Below are 20,902 nucleotides of genomic sequence, written 5' to 3' on the forward strand. Positions count from 1 at the left end.
AACATGTATTTATGATGAAAGGTAATTCAAGGAGGAATTATATTATGAGAGTAGGATTAATTGGTTTAGGTAAAATGGGATTAAATTTAGGGAAGAATTTAATGGATCATAAACATGAAGTAGCAGCATTTGATTTAAATACGAGTGCGGTGGAAGAAATGAAAGAGTACGGTGCTACAGGTACATCTAGTTTAACCGAACTTGTTCAATCATTGGAATCACCAAGAATTCTTTGGGTAATGGTTCCGCACGCTGTTGTTGATTCTGTTATTAATGAGATTACACCGCTTTTATCAAAAGGAGATATTTTAATTGAAGCTGGTAATTCGCATTATAAAGAATCTATCCGCCGATATGAGCAATTAAAGAAAGATGGTATTCACTTTATGGATGCAGGAACTTCTGGCGGAATGGAAGGCGCTCGTAATGGTGCGTGTTACATGATCGGAGGAGATCAAGAAGCTTGGGATATCGTTGAACCTATTTTCCGTGATACAGCTGTAGAAAATGGATTCTTATATGCAGGAAAAGCTGGTAGTGGTCACTTTTTAAAAATGGTTCATAACGGAATTGAATACGGTATGATGGCTGCTATTGGTGAAGGATTTGAAATTCTAGAGAAAAGTGAATTTGACTACGATTATGAAAAAGTATCAAGAGTATGGAACAACGGTTCAGTTATTCGCTCTTGGTTAATGGAATTAACTGAAAATGCATTTTCTAAAGATGCCAAACTGGATGAGATTAAGGGTGTTATGCATTCTTCTGGTGAAGGAAAATGGACAGTAGAAACAGCTTTAGATCTTCAAACAGCAACTCCTGTTATCGCAATGTCTCTATTAATGCGCTACCGCTCATTAGACAATGATACGTTTACAGGAAAAGTTGTAGCAGCACTGCGCAATGAATTTGGTGGACATGCGGTAGAAAAGAAATAAATATCTTAAAATTATAACTCGTTAACGTTTAAAAAATGGAGGGAATGAATTATGAAGTTTTTTATTGATACTGCAAATCTTGAGGACATAAAAAAAGCATATAAACTTGGAGTTTTAGCCGGCGTTACAACGAATCCTTCTTTAGTAGCGAAAGAGGGCATTAAGTTTGAAGACCGTATTGCAGAAATTTGTCAGGCAGTGCCTAAAGTTGAATCTGTTTCGGCAGAAGTAACTCCAGATGTTGTGGCAGCTGAAGAAATGATCGCACAAGCAGAAGAACTGATTAAAATTAATGGTGGCGATAAAAACATCACGATAAAACTTCCGATGACACTAGCAGGATTAGAAGCTTGCCGCTACCTTACTGAAAAAGGTGTGAAAACGAACGTTACACTTATTTTCACTGTGAACCAAGCCCTTTTAGCTGCTAGAGCAGGTGCAACGTATGTTTCACCATTTTTAGGTCGCCTAGATGATATTTCTGAAGATGGGGTGCTATTAGTTGCTAAAATAGCTGAATTGTTCGATATTCATCAATTAGATACACAAATTATTGCGGCTTCTGTTAGACATCCAGACCATGTCACTCGTGTAGCAATGGCAGGTGCTCACATTGCAACAATTCCTTATAAAGTAATTGAACAACTTGCTATGCACCCATTAACAGACCAAGGTATTGAGAAGTTTGCTGCGGATTGGGCGAAGGCGCCTAAGTTATAAGGAAGTAAAGTTTAAACAAATTGCTTTTTCACGAGAGGACCAATCTCTATGTAACTTCATCCTTTAAAATAAATCTCGAGTTTGGTACCTTATTACGTAAAAGCAGCGATATGAAAAGACACCATGCATTTTCAAAACAGCACAATGGTTATAAAAAGGGTCCCCTTATGAGAGTGAAGTTTATGAAAACATAGCTCTCATAAGGGAGCGTCTTTTTGTAGACACCATGGTGCTCTTTTGTTATAGGAATGATTTGAAAGGGGTTACATAGTGAGTTCGAAATATATGATTGGTGTAGATATTGGGACAACTAGTACAAAAGCAGTTTTGTTTTCGATCGATGGATCTGTTATTGCAAGCCATGGGATTGAATATCCTTTATATTCGCCCGCACCAGAAATAGCAGAACAAGATCCAGAAGAGATTTTTCAAGCGGTCATACATACGATTAAAGAGACTATACAATCAAGTAATGTACAGCCAGTTGATATTCTTTGTGTTTCTTTTAGTTCGGCAATGCATAGTGTCATTGTTGTAGACGAAGCAGGGAAGCCGTTAACGAGATGCATTACTTGGGCAGATAATAGAAGTGCAAGTTGGGCAGAAAAAATAAAGAATGATATGAATGGTCATGAAATTTACCTTCGTACTGGAACACCAACCCATCCTATGTCACCACTTTCGAAATTAGTTTGGCTTAAAAATGAACATGCTGATTTATTTGCAAAAAGCTATAAATTCATTTCTATTAAAGAATATGTTTTCTATAAGTTATTTAAGGAATATGTAATTGATTATTCTATAGCATCAGCAACAGGAATGTTCAATTTGAAATCTTTAAAATGGGATGAAGAAGCTCTTCGTGTTGCAGGAATTTCGGAGGAAAAGCTTTCTAAACTCGTTCCAACTACGCACACCTTAATAGGATTAGATGAAGAATTTGCAAGAGAGATGAATGTACTTGTTACTACTCCTTTTATAATAGGAGCGAGTGATGGAGTACTATCGAATTTAGGTGTGAATGCAATAGAACCTGGAGTAGTTGCTATTACAATTGGTACGAGCGGTGCAGTGCGAGTTGTCACAAATCATCCTGTAACGGATCCGAAGGGTAGGACTTTTTGTTATGCGTTAACTGAGGACCTTTGGGTAATTGGTGGACCGGTGAATAATGGTGGTATGATTTTTAGGTGGGTTCGTGACCAATTATGTGCGTTAGAAGTTGAGCATGGGAAGCGCTTAGGAAAAGATCCTTATGAATTGCTTACTGAAATAGCAGCAAAAGTTAATCCTGGATCTGATGGTTTATTATTTCATCCGTATTTAGCAGGAGAAAGAGCTCCTTTATGGAATGCGAATGCGCGGGGGTCTTTCTTTGGGCTTGGACTACATCATAAGAAAGAGCATCTTATCCGTGCTGTTTTAGAGGGAATCATTTATAACTTGTATACAGTTCTCCTTGCTTTAAAAGAACTAATTGGCGAACCGAAAAAAATTCAAGCGACAGGTGGCTTTGCAAGATCGGAACTTTGGAGACAGATGATGGCAGATATTTTTCATCAAGACGTATATGTTCCTGAAAGTTTCGAAAGCTCTTGTCTAGGAGCAGCTATCCTTGGTTTATATAGTTTAGGTGAAATAAATACATTACATGTAGTTTCTAATATGGTAGGTGCCAATTTTTATCATGAGCCAAACATGGAAAGTGTGGAGAAATATAAAGAATTAATACCGATCTATATTCGTTTGGCCCGTCACTTGGAAGAAGAATATGAAAGTATAGCAGCTTTTCAGAAAAAATGGGTTTAGAGGTTATTTGGCAGAAAAATATGGTAACTTATAAAGAGGTACTCCGATTTTTTTAGGATATTCTTTCAATCAAAAATAGTTTTATGAACTTGGTAAGAAGTATGATGAAAAAAACTATAGGGAGAGGGTTATGAAAATGACGGATAACAAAGAGTTTATTGGATATGTTGGAACGTACACGAAAGAAAATAGTGAAGGGATATATACTTTTACTTTAAATACAGAAGCACAAAAAGTTAGTAATGTAACGCTTGCGGCTAAGCTGGATAACCCTACATATGTAACGATTAGCAAAAATAATCAATATCTCTATTCTGTTGTTAAGGAAGGCGAAGCTGGTGGTGTAGCTGCTTATTCAATTAACAGTTATACAGGAGAGCTAACGGAACAAAACAGACAAGTAGTAGAAGGGGCTTCTCCTTGTCATATTAGTGTGGATAGTGAAAACGGTACGGTAGTTACAGCAAATTACCATAAAGGAACAATTGAGTCTTTCGTAGTTAATGAAGAAGATGGAACTGTAAATCCTGTTACATCGATTATGGCAAATGAAGGTTCTGGTCCAAATAAAGAAAGACAAGAAAAACCACATGCGCATTACGCGGGATATACTCCTGATGAAAAATATGTGGTAGGCGTTGATTTAGGAATTGATAAAATCATTACGTATGAAATAAAAGATAGTAAGTTAAAGGAAGTGAATAGCTTGTCTGTGAACCCAGGAAGTGGTCCTAGACATATTACTTTTCACCCGAACGGAAAGTATGCGTATGTAATGACTGAACTTAGTTCGGAAGTTATTGCATTATCATATAATCCGGAAGAAGGGTCCTTTACAGAGTTGCAGTATATTTCTACCGTTCCAAAAGAATTTGATGACAATAGTCAAGGAAGTGCGATTCATATTTCTTCTGACGGCCGTTTTGTGTATGCGGCGAATCGCGGTCATAATAGTATTGCTGTTTTCAGTGTGGATCAAAATTCAGGCCAGCTTACATTTGTTGCACATACATTTACAGAAGGAAATTGGCCGAGGGACTTTGTATTAGATCCGACTGAAAAGTTTCTTCTTGCTACAAATGAAAAGTCACATAACCTTGTGCTATTTTCAAGAAATGAAACGACAGGTGAGTTAACATTGTTACAATCTGATGTTATTGTACCAGAGCCTGTTTGTGTGAAGTTTTTGAACGTTTAATTTGTGATTGGTAGAATTTCTATATATCCCAAAAACAGTAAAAAAGCAAAGCGATATCGCTTTGCTTTTTATTGTTTCTTTTTCGGTCTACGTACTAATTCGCCGCCACAGTTTGGGCAAACGTTGTGTCTTTCTTCTGTACACGGTGCACAAAATGTACATTCATACACGCAAATGTAGGCTTCGGAATTTGATTCGAGAGATTGATCGCAAATTTGACAGTTTGTTTTCATTTCGAGTGCCATAGTAAGTCTCCTTTTAGTTTGAATATTTATAATTTAATTATAATTCATTAGATAGAAGCTGTCTTTTTCAATTGAAAGGAAATCGAATAATAAAGTTATGATTTGAAATGAAAGAAGCTCATTTATTTTTAAATTGATTATTTAATAAGGTTGGAATATTATGAAATAGTCAAAAGACAACAGGGGGTATATATTTTGACTAATCATAACGATCATTTAAAAGCAAACTGCGAAAAATGCTTCGGTTTATGTTGCGTGGCGTTACCATTCGCAGCATCGGTAGATTTTGCGGTGAATAAAGATGGCGGGACACCATGTTCTAACTTACAAACAGATTTTAAATGTAGCATACATAAAAATCTTAGAGGAAAAGGTTATAAAGGTTGTACAGTGTTTGAGTGTTTCGGGGCTGGGCAGAAGATTTCGCAAGTTACGTTTAACGGGATTGATTGGCGGAAAGATGCTAAGCATGCGAGAAAAATGTACGATGCTTTTCCAGTTATGCATCAGCTTCATGAAATACTTTGGTATTTGAATGAGGCTATTCTTTTGAAGGCGACACAATCGATTCATAAAGAACTAAGTAAAGCAATTGGAGAGACAGAGCGCTTATCAAATTTAAATGCGGACGAGTTAATGAAAGTAAATATTCCATTACACCGTGCGGAAGTAAATGTGTTACTTTTAGAAACGAGTGAGCTAGTTTGGAAGGAAATGAATGCTGCGCGTAAGAAACGAATTAGTCACCGCGGAGCAGATCTTATGGGGGCAAATTTGAAAAAGAAAGATTTGCAAGGAGCGAATTTAAGAGGGGCATACTTAATTGCGGCTAACTTAAATGGAGCAAACTTAAGAGGAGCAGATCTTATCGGAGCAGATTTACGAGATGCAGATATTCGCGGGGCGGATTTCACAAATAGTATTTTTCTGACGCAAGTTCAAATTAATGCAGCGAAAGGGGATAAACATACGAAATTACCGAAAGTGTTGTCCCGTCCATCGCATTGGAGTGCGTAAAGAATGTGGAACAGGCAGAGAATAAGAATCTCTGCCTGTTTTTTCATTTCTTTTCAAAAGTAGTAATGAAAACACTACATATAATAAGGATACCACCAATAAAAAAGTTAATATTTAATGTCTCATTTAAGAGTAACCAACCAAGCAATGATCCGACGATGGGTTGGAAGAAGAAAAATAACGAACCGATGCTTGCGTCCATTAATTCTAACCCTTTATTCCAAAGGAAAAAGGCACCTGCCGTTGAGACGACTCCTAAATATACTACGCCTAATATTACGTACGTATTTATTGTTTCGATAGAGGTTGATTGTAGTTCCCATATCATAAAAGGTGTAATGAAAAAGAGTGAAAAGAATATGGCGTACGTTGTAATAACTAAGGATGAAAATCGAGCTGAAGCAATCTTCACATAAATGGATAGTAAAGCCCACGTAATAGCGGCCCCGACTAATATGATTGTACCGATAAAATAGGAGCCAATTTCAATATCCCATCCGATTACGATAATGACACCGATTGTCGCTACGATAGTAGATAGTAGTCTACGAGCGGTTAGTTTTTCTTTTAAAATAATCGCTGCAAATATAACCATAAATGCAGGTGTAGCTGACGTTACTAAAGAGCCTGTATGAGCGTCAGATAATTTTGTTCCGATAAATTGACATGTGATCGAAATGAAATATCCGATAAATCCAATCCAAGCGAATAAAAGCCAGTCTTTTTTGCGAATGGTTACTTTTTTCTTTTGCTTTTTCTCAGCTATTTTCAAAATGAAATATAAAACAACGAAAGCGATAATAAAGCGTAGCCAAACAAGTGTCAGTGGTGGGATAAAGTCGAGTACATATTTGCTAACAACATACATACCACCCCATATACTAGCTGCTAGTGATAAACATATAGCTCCTAAAATTGTTTGTTTCATGTAAAGTACCTCCGTCTATTTTTAGGGTATTATGAGTTCCCTAAGACGAGGCATAGTGTTAAGTGTTATATGAATGCCCGCCTTAGTTTATAGACGGCCTACAGGTTGATCATTTTCGAATGAAGTGTTGTAGTACATGAGTGCATTCCTCCTTCATAATTTAATAAAGATATTATAACTTAATTTTCAGTTTATTGGGATGTTTCTTTAGAAAATGGCGGTTGTCTAAGAAAGCATAGTATATGGTAGAAAAACATATTTTAAAAATAAAAGAAACCAATTACATAACTGCTAAGTATAGTAAGAGTAGGATGAAAAAGTAGATTAATAGAGAACGAGGAGGAGATTGTTATAACTACAACCGTTATTTCTCATTTTTATAACGAAGAGTATTTATTACCGTGGTGGCTTGTTCATCATACGAAACTGTTTGATCATGGCATTTTAATTAATAAAGGTTCAACAGATCGTTCGGTTGAAATTTGTAAAAAATTCGCACCACACTGGGAAGTGCGAGATTCTGCAAATCCAGAATTTGATGCGTTAGCGACAGATCATGAAGTGATGAGGGTAGAGCAAGAAGTAAAAGGATGGAAAATGATTTTAAATACGACCGAGTTTCTTTGTGTGCAAGATAAAAATCAGTTTTGGAAATCCCTGAATGAATTGGGAGGGAGGATGTATTGGCTGGAAGGGCTTATTATGGTCGATGATCTTAACTATAATTATCCGGACCTTAACTTTAGAATACCTTTAATGAAACAGCGATTTCATGGTTATTTACCAGAAGATTGGGCGTTATGGAGAAGAGGTAGATTTATTCATAATCATGAACACGGAAGTTATACGGTTGGGAGACATTTATCTGCACATGAATCTATGATTTATCCGCCACTTGCGTGTATTGCATGGTTTGGTTTCAGCCCTTGGAACGATGCGATGAGAAAGAGGAAATTACAAATTGGCCCGACTCTTTCTGAAGCTAGTAAGCATGGGGGAATGGGAACACATCATATTATTACACCTGAAAAATTAGAAGAATGGTATAAGGATTTAGCGAGAGGGACGAAGGATTTACGTTTTAGTGGTGCGTATCGTTATGCTTTTTTATAAATGATTCCCACCATAAAATTGTTTCTTCGATCCCAGTATTTAGATCGTATGTTGGTTTCCAATTTACTTCAGTTTTTAAACGCTCTACATTAACGCCGACGAATAAAGGTTCATCTTTAGAGAAAGGAATCGCACCTAGTTTAATTAAATGTTCTTTTCCTAACTTTTTAGCAATGATAGAAGCTAATTCTTTAATTTGTACAGATTGACCAGAAGCGATATTGATTGTGCCTGTAACGCCATGTTCTAATACTGTTACGAGAGCATCAGCGACGTCGCTCACATGGAGGAAATCTCTTGATTGTTTTCCATGTGTACATAGTGCTTCCTCATTTTTTAATAAGGAAGTGATAATGTTAGAAACGAGCCGATTCCCTTGTTCGTGAGGGCCATACATATGAAAGATGCGGCCCCAACACATGCTGAGGCCGGTTTGCTCAGCGTACGTTTGTAGCCAAGAGTGTAGTGCGTTTTTACATAACGCATACGGTGTTTTATAGGAAAGAAGCGGTGAATCTTCAAATAGTACGCCGTTAAACCATTCATACTCTGCGCCGGTGCCGGCAACAACGACTCGCTTTCCGCCGCATGTTGTGAAGTGTTGAATTAATGAGATACTGCACGTAAGCCAATAGTAATTATTAATAGATACATAACACGCTGGCGGCACCGCTTCCCAAGCTAAATGAATGAGATGACTAGGTTTAATGTCGTAAATGAGTTTTTTTACTTCTTCATCGCAAAGTAAGTTTACTTTATGCCAATGGCAAGAAAGGTGAGAAGGCTTATTTGTATTGTAGGTGGCGTGCACTTTATAGCCCTTTTGTATAAGAGAATTTACAACATATTTACCAATCCATCCACTACCGCCTGTTACAAGGATTTTTTTCATGGCTCAATCACCTCAACTTCTGGAATCGTTACTAAAAATTTGCCGCCCCATTCACGAATGAAAGAGCATTCTTTCATAATTTCATCTTTTAAATTCCAAGGAAGTATGAGAATGTAATCGGGTTTTGTACGTTTAATTTCTTCTGGAGATTTTATTGGAATGCGGGTGCCTGGTAGAAGGAGATTTTGCTTGTGAGGGTTTTTATCTACTGTATAAGCTAGAAATTCTTTTCCTATCCCGCAATAATTTAAAAGGGTGTTTCCTTTAGCAGGAGCACCGTAACCGATAATTTGTTTGTTTAAAGCTTTTGCTTCGATAAAAAACTTTAAAATATTTATTTTCAATTGTTCGATGCGTTTAGAAAAAAGGAGATAGCAATCTAATGTATCTATCCCGTGATCTATTTCTTTTTGGATTAAGTTTGTAACACTAGAATGAATAGTGGATGAGTCACTATGATGGTTTACAAAAATACGCAAGGAACCACCGTGCGTTGAAAGTTCTTCTACATCGATAATTTGTAAATGATGATGAGCTAAAACTTTTTGAAGACTTATAAGTGAGAAATAGGAGAAGTGCTCATGGTAGATCGTATCAAACTGTTTAAAGGATATGAGATTTAATAAGTGCGGGAATTCAATTGTTATTGTTCCGTCTTGTTTTAATAACGTTTTTAAACCAGCGACAAAATCATGTAAGTTCGGGACGTGTGCCAATACGTTATTTGCGATGATTAAATCAGCTTTTGGTAATTTTTTTGCAAAGTCATTGCTAAAAAAATTCACTTCAGTAGGAATTCCTTTTTGGATAGCGATTTCTGCTACATTTTTTGCTGGTTCAATTCCTAACGTTTCGATATGTTCTTTTTGAAAATATTGTAATAAGTACCCGTCGTTACTCGCGATTTCAATCACTTTCGAATGATTGGTTAAGTTGAAACGCTTAATCGCCATTTCTACATATTGCTTAGCGTGTAGTAGCCAACTGGAGGAGTAAGAGCTGAAGTATAAGTAGTCATGAAAAATATTGTGCGGAGGTTCAAATTCATCTAATTGTACAAGTAAACAAGAGTGACAAACAAATGTGTGCAGCGGATAAAATGGTTCCATTTTATATGAGTGTTCTGGAGTTATAAATGAGTTAGCGAGAGGGGAAACGCCTAAATCTAAAAAAGTATTTGTTAATAATGAGTGGCAAAAACGGCATTTTTTCTGGTCCATTTTGTAGCCCCCTTATAAATTTTTGAATGCATCGATTTGTTGGCGCGTGAAAGATTCCATATTTTCACCAGATGCATATTTCTTGTACCAATCAACAGTCCAAGCGATAGAATGGTTTGTTGATAACTTAGGTGTCCAACTGAGTTTATTTACTGCTTTTGTACTGTCGAGTGTTAAGACAGGTGATTCATAGGGTGTGTTTATATGAGGAGAAAGGATTGTTAGTGGTTGATTCCATAATTTCATGATAGATTGAATGACGTCATGAACTGTTCGGTTAGGTTCGTTCAGCGGACCGAAATTCCACGCTTCTGCATATGCAGCGTCTGTCCAAAGTTTTTCAGCTAAAAGGATATAGCCATGTAAAGGATCTAATACGTGTTGCCACGGGCGAATAGCGTGTTTGTTTCTAATATTTAACGTACCATCTTGTAAATATGCACGAATGACATCTGGGAATAATCGGTCATTTGCCCAATCACCACCGCCGATAACGTTACCTGCTCTTACTGAGGCAAGATTCGGAGTGTTAGTGCGGAAGAATGAGTTTTGATAGGACGTTGCCACTAGTTCAGCACAAGCTTTACTCGCACTATAAGGATCGAAACCTCCTAATCGGTCACTTTCCAAGAATGCACGGTTACCGCTCCCATCATTTTCATAGCACTTATCACTTGTAACATTAATGATGACGCGTATACTTTCTATCTGTTTTGCCGCTTCTAATACATGAACAGTACCTAAAACATTCGTTTTAAATGTTTCAATAGGATTTTTATAGGAAGTGGTAACGATCGGCTGGGCTGCTAAATGAAATAGTATATCAGGGTTATGTTGCTTTAGGGCATGGAATAAAGAATCGTAATCTGTAATGTCGCCATGAATTGATGTGCACTCATTTGCTACATTACCTTGTTCAAAAAGGCTAGGATTGGAGGGGAGTTGAGAGGAGTATCCGATTACTTCTGCGCCTAAAGAAGTTAAAAAAAGGGTGAGCCATGAGCCTTTAAAGCCAGTATGTCCTGTAATAAATACTTTTTTCTTATTCCAAAAAGATGATGAAGCCATATTACCAAACCTTCCACGGAGCGTTATTACTTTCCCATAGCTCGACTAATTTATTTTTATCGCGCAATGTATCCATTGGATGCCAAAAACCAGTATGTTGATATGCAGCCAATTCGTTTTTGTTTACTAACTGAACTAAAGTGTCTGTTTCAAAAACAGATGTATCTCCACTAATGTAATTGAAAACATCAGGATTTAAAACGAAAAATCCACCGTTAACCCATCCGCCATCACCTAGTGGCTTCTCTTGAAAGGATGTTACAGATTGTTTATCTAAGACGAGAGAACCGAATCTACCAGGAGGTTGTACGGCTGTAACAGTAGCCGTTTTGCCGTGTTTTTTATGAAATGCAATGAGTTCTTTTATATCTACATTACTTAATCCATCGCCGTAAGTGAGGCAGAAAGGTTCGTCCCCGATGTAATTTTGTATTTTTTTAACTCGTCCACCTGTTTCGGTATTTAGACCGGTATTAATCAGTGTAACTTTCCATGGTTCTATACGATGAGAATGGTTAGTAATCGTATTGTCGTTTAAATGTATCGTGAAATCGGACATGTGTAAGTTGTAATTTAGAAAAAATTCTTTAATTACATATCCTTTATAGCCTAAGCAAATAATAAATTCAGTAATCCCGTAATGGCTATACAAACTCATAATGTGCCATAGAATAGGTTTTGTTCCAATTTCAATCATAGGTTTTGGTTTTAAATGAGTTTCTTCCCCAATCCTTGTTCCATATCCACCTGCAAGAATAACAGCTTTCATTTTTTCCTCCTAAAATAAAAATTTATAATATATACAGTATTCATATGAAATACAAATGGTATGGTTTTTAGCTAAGTGCGTAAAAATATGTGGAACATGATAGGATGAGAAATATTAAGGTTTGAATTTAGGGAATAATTGTTGGTAATCAGGGTGATTACGTAGATCCTGTGTTGCCTTAGTTAACATTAAAAATCGAGCTTCGAGTTCCTCAGAGGACCGACCATATTGTGTTTGAAGTCCCAATCGAATGCCCTTTTTTGAGAGGGTAGGTGTAATTTGTAATTTTCTTGCCTTTGTATGTTCGTTCCAAGGGCTAAAATAAAATTTAAAAATGAATGAAGGGGAGCTATAAACGATAGGTTGGTGCCGCGTAAAATGTCTGCCTGGTAAATATGCGCCATCAAGATGGTTGTGTATAAATCTCCAGGCACAGCCGATTTCTGGTTTATAAGGAAAGAGCCCGTGATATCGTTGCTCTACTAACGGAATAGAATATCTTAGTTTTGAATAATTGTAATTATGCTTATCAATCATTACAATCATTCTAATCGCATACATATTTTGGCCTAACGTATGAAGTGATGAGAAAAACTCTTCTACATTGTTACAACAAAGAAATTCCGTAGTATTTAATACCATTTTCCAACCGGAAACCTCTCTTTCAATTTCCATCACCTCAATATCAGTATTAGTGGGATCGAAATCAAGGAATCTTGAATTTCGTACTTCCCAGTTGGGAGCAAATAATTTACAAATTTCAACAGAACGATCTGTAGAACCTCTATTAATTAATATGCCGTGATCAAATATTTTTGTATGATGCATAAGCCACCATGGTAATAAATACTCCTCGTTATAAAAGTGAGAGATAATTGTCCTAGTGATTTTAATCTCCTCCAGTTGCATAAATAATGATTTTATTTCAATATTATTATCATATGTTTTAAATTAAGGAAGGTTGAAAGGAATGTGTGATTCCATTTTTACATTTTGGTATGGGCATATCGAAAAAACAGTAATCTAACTATATGGGTAGAGTTATAGAGTGTGAATATACTACATACCTAGATAGCATGTGGAATTTTGTATAAATTATGAATAATAAACCGTCACGTTTGACTGTACAGTTTATGTATTGTATGATGGTAGTAATATAAACAAGGGGGGAAGATCGTTGGGAAGGTGTATCGAATCGGACAGTTGGCTCTCATGGCTCACGTGTCGAAACGCACGATTGATTATTATACGAATCTAGGAATCTTAAAAGCGGAGCGATCTCAATCTAATTATCGCTATTACGATGAAACAGCATTTGAGACATTACAATTTATTGAGAAGTGCAAAGAAATGCATATGCCGCTTTGTGAGATTAAAGAGAAAATCGAGGAGAAGAAGAAGCTGCTCGGTATCAATGAACACGTTTCGAAACAAGTGAATGAAGTGACAGACCATATTCATCGATTAGAAGCAGAGTTAACGGAGTTAAAGCCGCTTTTAGATGGATTGACTGATTCACAACGTGAAAAAATATCGAAATCTTTATCTGGTCAAACGACAGCTTTAATACAGACACTTGTTCTATTATTATAGAAAAAAGTGAAATCCGACCTCTTTAATTTTTGTATCGGGCTATGTTTTCTAATGAACAAATAAGAAAACATTATAGTATACAGGAGGTGGACACCTTAGTTTTTTAAACTAAGGGGATTCATTGGAAATATTTAATTTAGTCATGGTTGCGATTTTAATCGCATTTACTGGATTTTTCGTAGCAGCAGAGTTTGCGATTGTAAAGGTACGTTCAAGTCGTATTGATCAGCTTGTTGCGGAAGGGAAACGCGGTGCTTTAGCAGCGAAAAAGGTAACAACAAATTTAGATGAATATTTATCTGCTTGTCAATTAGGTATTACAGTTACAGCTATGGGATTAGGTTGGTTAGGTGAACCGACAATTGAAAAGTTATTACACCCGTTATTTGAGAAATGGAACATAAATCCTTCTATCTCATCAGTATTAACATTTGGTCTTGCTTTTATGCTAATGACGTATCTACACGTTGTAGTAGGGGAATTAGCTCCGAAAACGATGGCAATTCAAAAGGCTGAACAAGTAACATTGTTATTGGCAGGTCCGTTAATGATGTTCTATAAAGTCATGTATCCATTTATTTGGGTATTAAACGGTTCAGCTCGTGTTGTAACTGGCTTATTCGGTTTAAAACCAGCTTCAGAACATGAAGTAGCTCATACAGAGGAAGAATTACGCCTTATCCTTTCAGATAGCTATGAAAGTGGCGAAATTAATCAGGCTGAATACAAGTATGTAAATAACATTTTTGAATTTGATAATCGTATTGCAAAAGAGATTATGGTACCGCGAACAGAAATCATTGGTTTCTACCTGGAAGATTCAGTAGAAGAACACATGAAAGTAATCCAAAATGAACGATACACACGTTATCCGATTTTTGGAGAAGATAAAGATGATATTATCGGTATGGTCAATGTAAAAGATTTCTTTATTCGATATATGAACAACGATAAAGAAGATTTATCATCGATTCGCACGTATATGCGTCCGATTATTGAAGTGATGGAAACAACTCCAATTCACGATTTATTACTTCAAATGCAGAAGAAGCGAATTCCGATGGCTGTTTTATATGATGAGTACGGAGGAACAGCCGGAATTGTAACGCTTGAAGATATCTTGGAGGAAATCGTCGGCGAAATTCGTGACGAATATGATGAAGATGAAGCACCACCAATTCAGCATGTGAATGAGCACCATAAAATCGTTGATGGAAAAGTGCTTATCTCCGAAGTGAAAGATTTATTTGGATTACACATTGAAGAAGATGATGTGGATACAATTGGTGGCTGGATTATGATGCAAAATCATGAAATTGAAGAAGGACAACACGTTGAGGCGGAAGGTTATGAATTTAAAGTGTTAGAAAAAGATGCTTACCAAATTAAACGTGTTGAAATTCGTAAGATGGAACAAGAGCAAGAAGAAGAGAAAGCAGCAACTGTGTAAGTTGCTGCTTTTTTTCTAAAGTATAAAAAATGTGAAATTAGGAGCGGATATTTTGATTCAAGCAGCCTTACGTGTATATCGATTACAATTGTATGCGATCTTTAGTGGTTTACTACTTATGTGGACGATTACTCCGTTTGGAAAACAAGTAACAGGGTTTGGTATCGGATTAGCTGTAAGTGCATATTGCCTTTGGTTATTGGCTCGCAGAGTGGAGAAACTTGGGAAAAGTATCGTAATGAAAGAAAAGGCTCCTGGATTAGGAGTTTTAAACCGATTTGCAGCAGCCATTTTAGGAGCTATTATTATGTATGAAATTGAGCATGAAATGGAAATGTGGGCATTCGGTACAGGCATTTTAGGTGGTCACTTTTTAATGATTGCGAATTTAGCTTATGCAAACGTGCAGTTAGTGAAAGAAGAAGAGAAGCAAAGAGAACAGGCTTCGAAAAACATAGAGCTATGATGAAAGGGGCCTAATGGGGTTCCTTTTTGTGTTTAAAGCGAGCTAATGAAAGGAATCAAATTTACGACAAATATAATACGCTTCTTTTTTACGTTTTTCAATAGTATGAAAAATAATAAAAAAAAATTAAAAAACCCATCGATTTCTAAAGGTTATGTATGTTATCATGACAAAAGACTTTTTGAAAGAGGTGGATACCAATGTTACAAGCGTTACTTATTTTTGTGCTTCAAATTATTTACGTTCCCATTTTAACAATCCGTACGATTTTGCTTGTAAAGAATCAAACAAGATCCGCTGCTGGTGTTGGATTGTTAGAAGGAGCTATTTACATTGTCAGTTTAGGTATTGTGTTTCAAGATTTATCAAATTGGAAGAACATCATTGCCTATGTCATTGGCTTTAGTGCGGGACTGTTATTAGGCGGTTATATAGAGAATAAATTAGCAATTGGTTATATTACGTATCAAGTTAGTTTACTAGACCGTTGTAATGAATTAGTAGATGAATTACGTCACTCTGGATTTGGCGTTACAGTATTTGAAGGTGAAGGTATTAATTCTATACGTTATCGCTTAGATATCGTAGCAAAGCGTTCTAGAGAAAAAGAACTGTTAGAAATTATTAATCAAATTGCACCGAAAGCGTTTATGTCTTCTTATGAAATCCGTTCATTTAAAGGCGGATATTTAACGAAGGCGATGAAGAAAAGAGCGTTAATGAAGAAGAAAGATGAACATGCATCGTAAAGAGAAGGGAGTTGTGCAGCTTTAAAAGCACTGCATAATCCCCATAGAAAAAAGAGAGGAATCTATATTGAAAAAGATTCCTCTCTTTTTTCTGCGTTATTTTTTTCTGCTTTTTCTCAGATTAACAAGTAACCATACAACTTGAATAATTAGTGGTAATATAAATGCAATTAATAAAACGATAAAGGCTATTAATTTCAGCTCAGGTGTTTGAGTAACACCAGTCCCATCAACCTCTCTTAGCCAAATGATAGCTACCAATATCCCGAAAGTTATAATCCAAAATATGTTACCAATCCACCAATAAATCCATCTTCTTTTCATGCTAGCACCCCTTACATTTACCCTCTGTTAAAAGTGAATTTTCGTTCGTTACATTTATAATGAAATACCTATAAAATTAATTTTTTTAACTGTATATCTAACTTGTTTAAACGTTACCATCTCTCCATCTTTATGATCATCTTGCGTTTGCAAAAGTTGAACTTTTGGTTTGTAATCTGTCCTATGAGCGTGCTCGATATCTTTAATGTTAACTTTGTAGGATTCGCCATTATTAATTTTTTGTTCCAATACTTTTTTATTGGCAACATAAATAAACGTTACTTTATTTTCATCAATGCCTTCAGTCTTAAATTCTAATTCGTTATCTTTTGTTGTAATCGTCGGTGTTAATAATTCAATACTGCCTTTTCCAGTTTCTAAAGAATTTTCTGCTATAGTTGAACATCCGGATAATATGATTCCGATGAATAGAAGAGCACTTAATTTCTTTCTCATAACATCCCCCAATTTCAAGTGATTTTTGATTTTGGCATTGCTAGACTGCTAGTGTGGAACGTAACTGTCTAGCTAGCACTCTTTTTAATTGTACCATAATATGTAAATTTAAACAGGCTGTATATCCAATTTAAGGGGTTTGAAAAGTGTACTTATTAAATATGAAAAATAAAAAAATTCGACTGTCACATATGATGGTCGAATTTTTTATTATAGGCTGCTTGTCTAAAGGTACCATCTCAATTGTAATGTGTTAAAGATGTTTCGTCTCATTACATAGGTATATATCTTCTTTAGAGCTCTCTTTTTTAATATTTAAAATATGGAGTGAAATAAAACCAATAAGTCCTATTCCACCGAAAATAAGCCATGGTGTATACATTCGGCTTAAGTTGGCTGTAAAAGATGTACCGGTATAATTACCGATGATAAAACCAAATGCGAGTGATAGTTGATAAAATCCGAAGTAAGTAGCTGTATATGATTCGTTACTGTAATTTGCAATAGCAATATCAGCGTTAGGTAATACGAGTGTTTCGCCAATTGTAAATAAAATTACACAAATAAATAGCCAATATGGGTGTGGAAATAAAGGAATGAGTAAAAAAGAAAAACTCATTAATAAAACACCGTATTTAATAATCGAAAGTGTATTGTATTTATGAAATAGTTTACGAAATAATACCATAAATATGACGCCTGTTATTGCATTTATCGTAATAACGAGTGTAGCAAGCTGATTGCTATTACTAATGTTTTTCATATGAAGTGGAAGTGCGACAGTAAGCTGAGTAAACATAATATAGAAGAAAATCATGATAAATGAAAACAGAAGAAAAGGCTTGTTTTGTAAGATAGCCTGTATTCCAAATGTAATAGACGTGTTTTCAGTAGTGACTTGGAAGTGATTTTTAAGTAAGTAAAAGATAAAAGCGAATAACAGCATAAGTGATCCTGTTAGAGAGAAAGCATAGATGGGATTGAGTAAGAGTAAGAACCCTCCTGCAATTGGTCCGATTATTGCACCGCAATTAAAACTAAGGTTTAAATATGTAAATAAATTTTTTCTCATATGAGCTGGTTGTGAGCCGAATATGGCGCGCGCAGCAGGTTCGTAAAATGCAGTTCCGAAGCCAATAAGTGCAGAAGAAATAGAAATTGTATAGAAATCAGAGCATATTCCTAAAGCAATAAATCCGATTCCTCTTAAAAATAATCCGGCTATCATCATAATGATATAGCCTATTTTGTCAGCAATTAATCCTGAGAATAAAGGGATAACTCTTGATGTGATTGTCATAACTGTCAACACTGTTCCTACTTGGACAGCAGAAAAATGAAGAAAGCTTAATAGATAAATAGCTAAAAATGCGTATACTGCAAAATACCCAAAAGACATAAAGAATGAAGAAATAAGCATGAAACGTATCGGTATTGAGAAACTTTTCATAGAACTCCTCCTAACGTTGTAACCAGTAAAATGATTTGATGGTTAACTAATTTATATTATAATTATACATAAAGTCAGAAAAAAGTAAATTTTAAGAAGAAGGTGGATGGAATTGAATCAAAATGCACCAAATGAATTAGAATATATTCGGGAATTTTTAAATACATGGAAAATACCAAACGATACGAGAGAAGCAATTGATTTGTTGCAGACCGAAGATGATATAAAGCAATTTATGAACAAACATTTTCATGAAGAGTTTCCGTTTTATAGGATAGAGGAATTAAAAAGTTTTCGAGAAGACATTCGGATGACCATTGAAGGCGGAGGATCATTGCAAAAGTGGTTAGAGAAATATCCATTTCATGTACATGTAATGGAAGATATGAAAGGTATTACATATGAGCCTGTGCACGAAGAGAATGTATATACAAAAGTATTAAGCATTGTTTTAATGGCAGTTCAAGAACATTTGTGGGGAAGGTTAAAAGCATGTCCAGATTGCCGCTGGGTATTTTATGATCATTCGCGAAATGGAAGTAAAAGATGGTGCGGTATGTATGCTGGAGAAACAGGAGGAAGAGCGTGCGGTACGATTGCGAAAGTGAAAAATTACCGGGCGAAGAGAAAAGGGAGATCGGGTTATAATGTGTAATTTATATTAGGGGAAGAAAATTGGATGGGGGAATGTAGAATATGAAAGGGACACAAATGTTAGCTTTAAATAAAAAGTGTTGGGATACAGTTGCACCATATTTCTTTCAAGTGGATTGTTTACCGAAATATGGTCCGTATACGGCGTCTGAAGATGAGATTCATTTGTTCGATTCAATTAGAAATAAAAAGGTTCTTGATATTGGATGTGGAAGTGGGCATTCGTTGCAATATATGGCAGAACACGGGGCAGAGGAAGTATGGGGTCTTGATCTTTCAAGTGAACAAATTAAAACAGCAAATGAAACTTTAAAGTGTTGGAATCCAAAGTTAATATGTGGAGCAATGGAAGAAGAAGGAGATATTCCAAAAGGGTATTTTGATATTGTATATTCCATTTATGCATTAGGTTGGACTTCGAATTTAAGAAAAACGTTGGAACTAATTTATTCGTATGTAAAGCCAGGCGGAAGTTTTATTTTTAGCTGGGAGCACCCAGTATATTCAAACTTACAGTATGGTACAGAAGAAATTGTTTTAAAGTCTTCATACCATGAGGAAACACCTATTACGTTTGAAACATTTAAAGGAGAAAATGTACAAGCGACATTATATAAGAGAAAAATAAGTACATACATAAATGAGTTAAATAGAGCGGGATTTACAATTGAGAGAATAGAAGAGCCTGAACCATCTAGCTCATTTGATGAAGAACGAGCTGAGCCGTCTACGAAATATTATTCTTTATATAAAGCTAGAATGGTGCCAACGACTTTTATTATTAAGGCGAGAAAGTAATAAACTATAAAAGACGCCCATTGCAAAATCTCCATAGTCAACCCATCTTGGTTGATGGGTTGTTATTTTTGTGTGTATTATAATAAAAGATGATTAATAGTTAGATGGGAAGTGTTTGTTTGATAGTACACACAGTTAAACCTCTTCACATATATAAGAAAATGCGAGAAGACGGTTTTTATAGCGGTAATGAAAAATATGTTTGGCCAGAATTTAAATCTTCGTATGCTTGGATGATGGAGCAAATGAAAGAAAGGCTTCCTCATTATGATGGTTTAACTTATCCTGTATGGCTTTGGCATAAAAGACCAGATCAGAACCGACCAGGGATGCTACCTAAAGGTCAAAAAGGTGTTATCATTACATTAGACATACCAGATGAGGATATTCTTTGGTCATGTTTTGACTCTTGGCATTATGTTTTAAATAAATGGCTATTAACGCAAACAGAAGAAGAGTATACCCAATTAGAAGACTGTTTTTCTGAAGAAGAAATGATATCTTCATGGTCCTATATTTTTGATTTTGATTGGTTAAAAAGCTCAGAAGAAGATTGGCTTGGATTTGACCCGGAATGGATTCAGGGCGTAACACCACGTATTGAAATGAAAAACGTAATGAAAGTAAATCGGTTTATTGCTAAGTAAAGGAGAGGGTTAACATTGCAGTGACTCCTATTAAGTAAACCGTAATTAAAAAACATAACGAAGCAATCTGAGTTCCAAATTTATATGGACTCAGGTTATTTAATTTTTTCTTTTGAAACCTTTTATGATTATAAGAATGTATATATTTGCTTACGGCAAGTTTAAATATAGTGAGAATACTATAAGGAATATAAAAAACACAAGGAATGTCTGTATAGACACACCTTGTGTTTTTTTCTTTATCTTTTCGGTTGAAAAATATGTTGAAAGAAGTATTTGTGATGTAAGTTATCTACAACTTTATTAGCTTGATATGTGCGATGTTGTTCGAGTCGAAGTCTTTGCTCCATCATTTTTATTGCGTGATCAGATAAACGTAACATTATACATGTCTCCTT

General features: G+C 35.6%; 25 protein-coding genes. 13 read left to right on the top strand and 12 right to left on the bottom strand.

Going from position 1 to position 20,902, the window contains the following annotated elements:
* Positions 1-44 precede the first annotated feature (44 nt).
* The 4 genes from gnd (at position 45) to DN389_RS11435 (ending at position 4,665) form a co-directional block, all read left to right on the top strand.
* Positions 45-938, top strand: coding sequence for a phosphogluconate dehydrogenase (NAD(+)-dependent, decarboxylating) (gnd, locus tag DN389_RS11420; RefSeq protein ID WP_098802393.1), 894 nt, complete (start codon positions 45-47; stop codon positions 936-938).
* Positions 939-989: 51 nt separating this feature from the next.
* Positions 990-1,658 carry a fructose-6-phosphate aldolase gene (fsa, locus tag DN389_RS11425; protein WP_048546534.1) on the top strand — a complete coding sequence of 223 codons (669 nt, stop codon included), beginning with the start codon at positions 990-992 and terminating at the stop codon, positions 1,656-1,658.
* 267 nt (positions 1,659-1,925) lie between these two features.
* Complete coding sequence (gene gntK, locus DN389_RS11430) at positions 1,926-3,467, top strand: gluconokinase (RefSeq protein WP_149237135.1); 1,542 nt, start codon at positions 1,926-1,928, stop codon at positions 3,465-3,467.
* Positions 3,468-3,603: 136 nt separating this feature from the next.
* The gene (locus DN389_RS11435; RefSeq protein ID WP_141555036.1) at positions 3,604-4,665 is read left to right on the top strand and encodes a lactonase family protein; all 1,062 of its coding nucleotides are present in this window, start codon (positions 3,604-3,606) and stop codon (positions 4,663-4,665) included.
* Between the two features lie 68 nt (positions 4,666-4,733).
* Here the strand turns inward: DN389_RS11435 and DN389_RS11440 are convergent, their stop codons facing one another.
* Positions 4,734-4,910 carry a DUF1272 domain-containing protein gene (locus DN389_RS11440; RefSeq protein WP_060487780.1) on the bottom strand — a complete coding sequence of 59 codons (177 nt, stop codon included), beginning with the start codon at positions 4,908-4,910 and terminating at the stop codon, positions 4,734-4,736.
* A 195-nt stretch (positions 4,911-5,105) separates the two neighbouring features.
* Between DN389_RS11440 and DN389_RS11445 the strand changes: the two genes are divergently transcribed.
* A complete protein-coding gene (locus DN389_RS11445; RefSeq protein ID WP_060487779.1) occupies positions 5,106-5,927 on the top strand; it encodes a pentapeptide repeat-containing protein in 822 nt (273 codons plus the stop codon).
* A 43-nt stretch (positions 5,928-5,970) separates the two neighbouring features.
* Here the strand turns inward: DN389_RS11445 and DN389_RS11450 are convergent, their stop codons facing one another.
* Positions 5,971-6,855, bottom strand: coding sequence for a DMT family transporter (locus DN389_RS11450; protein WP_149237136.1), 885 nt, complete (start codon positions 6,853-6,855; stop codon positions 5,971-5,973).
* Positions 6,856-7,182: 327 nt separating this feature from the next.
* Here DN389_RS11450 and DN389_RS11455 point away from each other — a divergent pair, with 327 nt between their 5' ends.
* Positions 7,183-7,968 (top strand): glycosyltransferase family 2 protein, encoded by a 786-nt coding sequence (locus tag DN389_RS11455; RefSeq protein WP_149237137.1) that lies wholly within the window; start codon positions 7,183-7,185, stop codon positions 7,966-7,968.
* Here DN389_RS11455 and DN389_RS11460 read toward each other — a convergent pair.
* The 5 genes from DN389_RS11460 to DN389_RS11480 form a co-directional block, all read right to left on the bottom strand.
* The gene (locus DN389_RS11460; protein WP_149237138.1) at positions 7,937-8,860 is read right to left on the bottom strand and encodes an NAD-dependent epimerase/dehydratase family protein; all 924 of its coding nucleotides are present in this window, start codon (positions 8,858-8,860) and stop codon (positions 7,937-7,939) included. The two genes, DN389_RS11455 and DN389_RS11460, sit on opposite strands and share 32 nt — an antisense overlap.
* Positions 8,857-10,080 carry a class I SAM-dependent methyltransferase gene (locus tag DN389_RS11465; protein ID WP_149237139.1) on the bottom strand — a complete coding sequence of 408 codons (1,224 nt, stop codon included), beginning with the start codon at positions 10,078-10,080 and terminating at the stop codon, positions 8,857-8,859. Before DN389_RS11465 ends, DN389_RS11460 begins: the two co-directional genes overlap by 4 nt.
* A 12-nt stretch (positions 10,081-10,092) precedes the next feature.
* Complete coding sequence (gene rfbG, locus DN389_RS11470) at positions 10,093-11,148, bottom strand: CDP-glucose 4,6-dehydratase (protein WP_087984129.1); 1,056 nt, start codon at positions 11,146-11,148, stop codon at positions 10,093-10,095.
* 1 nt (position 11,149) lies between these two features.
* Positions 11,150-11,917, bottom strand: coding sequence for a glucose-1-phosphate cytidylyltransferase (gene rfbF / locus DN389_RS11475; protein ID WP_149237140.1), 768 nt, complete (start codon positions 11,915-11,917; stop codon positions 11,150-11,152).
* Between the two features lie 114 nt (positions 11,918-12,031).
* Complete coding sequence (locus DN389_RS11480) at positions 12,032-12,826, bottom strand: glycosyltransferase family 2 protein (RefSeq protein WP_098802396.1); 795 nt, start codon at positions 12,824-12,826, stop codon at positions 12,032-12,034.
* Positions 12,827-13,102: 276 nt separating this feature from the next.
* On the opposite strand from DN389_RS11480, the gene DN389_RS11485 reads away from it, so the two are divergent.
* The 4 genes from DN389_RS11485 (at position 13,103) to DN389_RS11500 (ending at position 16,175) form a co-directional block, all read left to right on the top strand.
* Positions 13,103-13,510 carry a MerR family transcriptional regulator gene (locus tag DN389_RS11485; RefSeq protein WP_000285638.1) on the top strand — a complete coding sequence of 136 codons (408 nt, stop codon included), beginning with the start codon at positions 13,103-13,105 and terminating at the stop codon, positions 13,508-13,510.
* 121 nt (positions 13,511-13,631) lie between these two features.
* Positions 13,632-14,960 carry a hemolysin family protein gene (locus tag DN389_RS11490; protein WP_046957914.1) on the top strand — a complete coding sequence of 443 codons (1,329 nt, stop codon included), beginning with the start codon at positions 13,632-13,634 and terminating at the stop codon, positions 14,958-14,960.
* A gap of 52 nt (positions 14,961-15,012) precedes the next feature.
* On the top strand, positions 15,013-15,426 hold the full coding sequence (locus DN389_RS11495; protein WP_048546511.1) for an ATP synthase subunit I: 414 nt from the start codon (positions 15,013-15,015) through the stop codon (positions 15,424-15,426).
* A gap of 200 nt (positions 15,427-15,626) precedes the next feature.
* A complete protein-coding gene (locus tag DN389_RS11500) occupies positions 15,627-16,175 on the top strand; it encodes a DUF2179 domain-containing protein (RefSeq protein WP_097889818.1) in 549 nt (182 codons plus the stop codon).
* Between the two features lie 96 nt (positions 16,176-16,271).
* Here DN389_RS11500 and DN389_RS11505 read toward each other — a convergent pair whose 3' ends face one another.
* From DN389_RS11505 to DN389_RS11515, 3 genes are all read right to left on the bottom strand, one after another.
* Positions 16,272-16,499, bottom strand: coding sequence for a DUF3923 family protein (locus DN389_RS11505; protein WP_149237141.1), 228 nt, complete (start codon positions 16,497-16,499; stop codon positions 16,272-16,274).
* 54 nt (positions 16,500-16,553) lie between these two features.
* Positions 16,554-16,955 (bottom strand): hypothetical protein, encoded by a 402-nt coding sequence (locus tag DN389_RS11510; RefSeq protein ID WP_149237142.1) that lies wholly within the window; start codon positions 16,953-16,955, stop codon positions 16,554-16,556.
* Between the two features lie 253 nt (positions 16,956-17,208).
* Complete coding sequence (locus DN389_RS11515) at positions 17,209-18,405, bottom strand: MDR family MFS transporter (RefSeq protein WP_088122703.1); 1,197 nt, start codon at positions 18,403-18,405, stop codon at positions 17,209-17,211.
* Between the two features lie 112 nt (positions 18,406-18,517).
* Here DN389_RS11515 and DN389_RS11520 point away from each other — a divergent pair, with 112 nt between their 5' ends.
* The 3 genes from DN389_RS11520 (at position 18,518) to DN389_RS11530 (ending at position 20,504) form a co-directional block, all read left to right on the top strand.
* Positions 18,518-19,060, top strand: a complete 543-nt coding sequence (locus DN389_RS11520; protein ID WP_142354673.1) for a CGNR zinc finger domain-containing protein — start codon at positions 18,518-18,520, stop codon at positions 19,058-19,060.
* A gap of 41 nt (positions 19,061-19,101) precedes the next feature.
* A complete protein-coding gene (locus DN389_RS11525; RefSeq protein WP_098190704.1) occupies positions 19,102-19,857 on the top strand; it encodes a class I SAM-dependent methyltransferase in 756 nt (251 codons plus the stop codon).
* Between the two features lie 119 nt (positions 19,858-19,976).
* Positions 19,977-20,504 (top strand): DUF3841 domain-containing protein, encoded by a 528-nt coding sequence (locus DN389_RS11530; RefSeq protein ID WP_097889823.1) that lies wholly within the window; start codon positions 19,977-19,979, stop codon positions 20,502-20,504.
* On the opposite strand, the gene DN389_RS29155 is transcribed toward DN389_RS11530, so the two are convergent.
* Positions 20,497-20,796, bottom strand: coding sequence for an IS3 family transposase (locus DN389_RS29155; RefSeq protein WP_097843244.1), 300 nt, complete (start codon positions 20,794-20,796; stop codon positions 20,497-20,499). The two genes, DN389_RS11530 and DN389_RS29155, sit on opposite strands and share 8 nt — an antisense overlap.
* Positions 20,744-20,887 (bottom strand): hypothetical protein, encoded by a 144-nt coding sequence (locus DN389_RS28395; protein ID WP_000945246.1) that lies wholly within the window; start codon positions 20,885-20,887, stop codon positions 20,744-20,746. The genes DN389_RS29155 and DN389_RS28395 overlap by 53 nt, the downstream gene beginning before the upstream one ends.
* Positions 20,888-20,902: the final 15 nt, after the last annotated feature.

The organism is Bacillus sp. AY3-1 (assembly GCF_008368785.1).
GTDB lineage: Bacteria > Bacillota > Bacilli > Bacillales > Bacillaceae_G > Bacillus_A > Bacillus_A wiedmannii.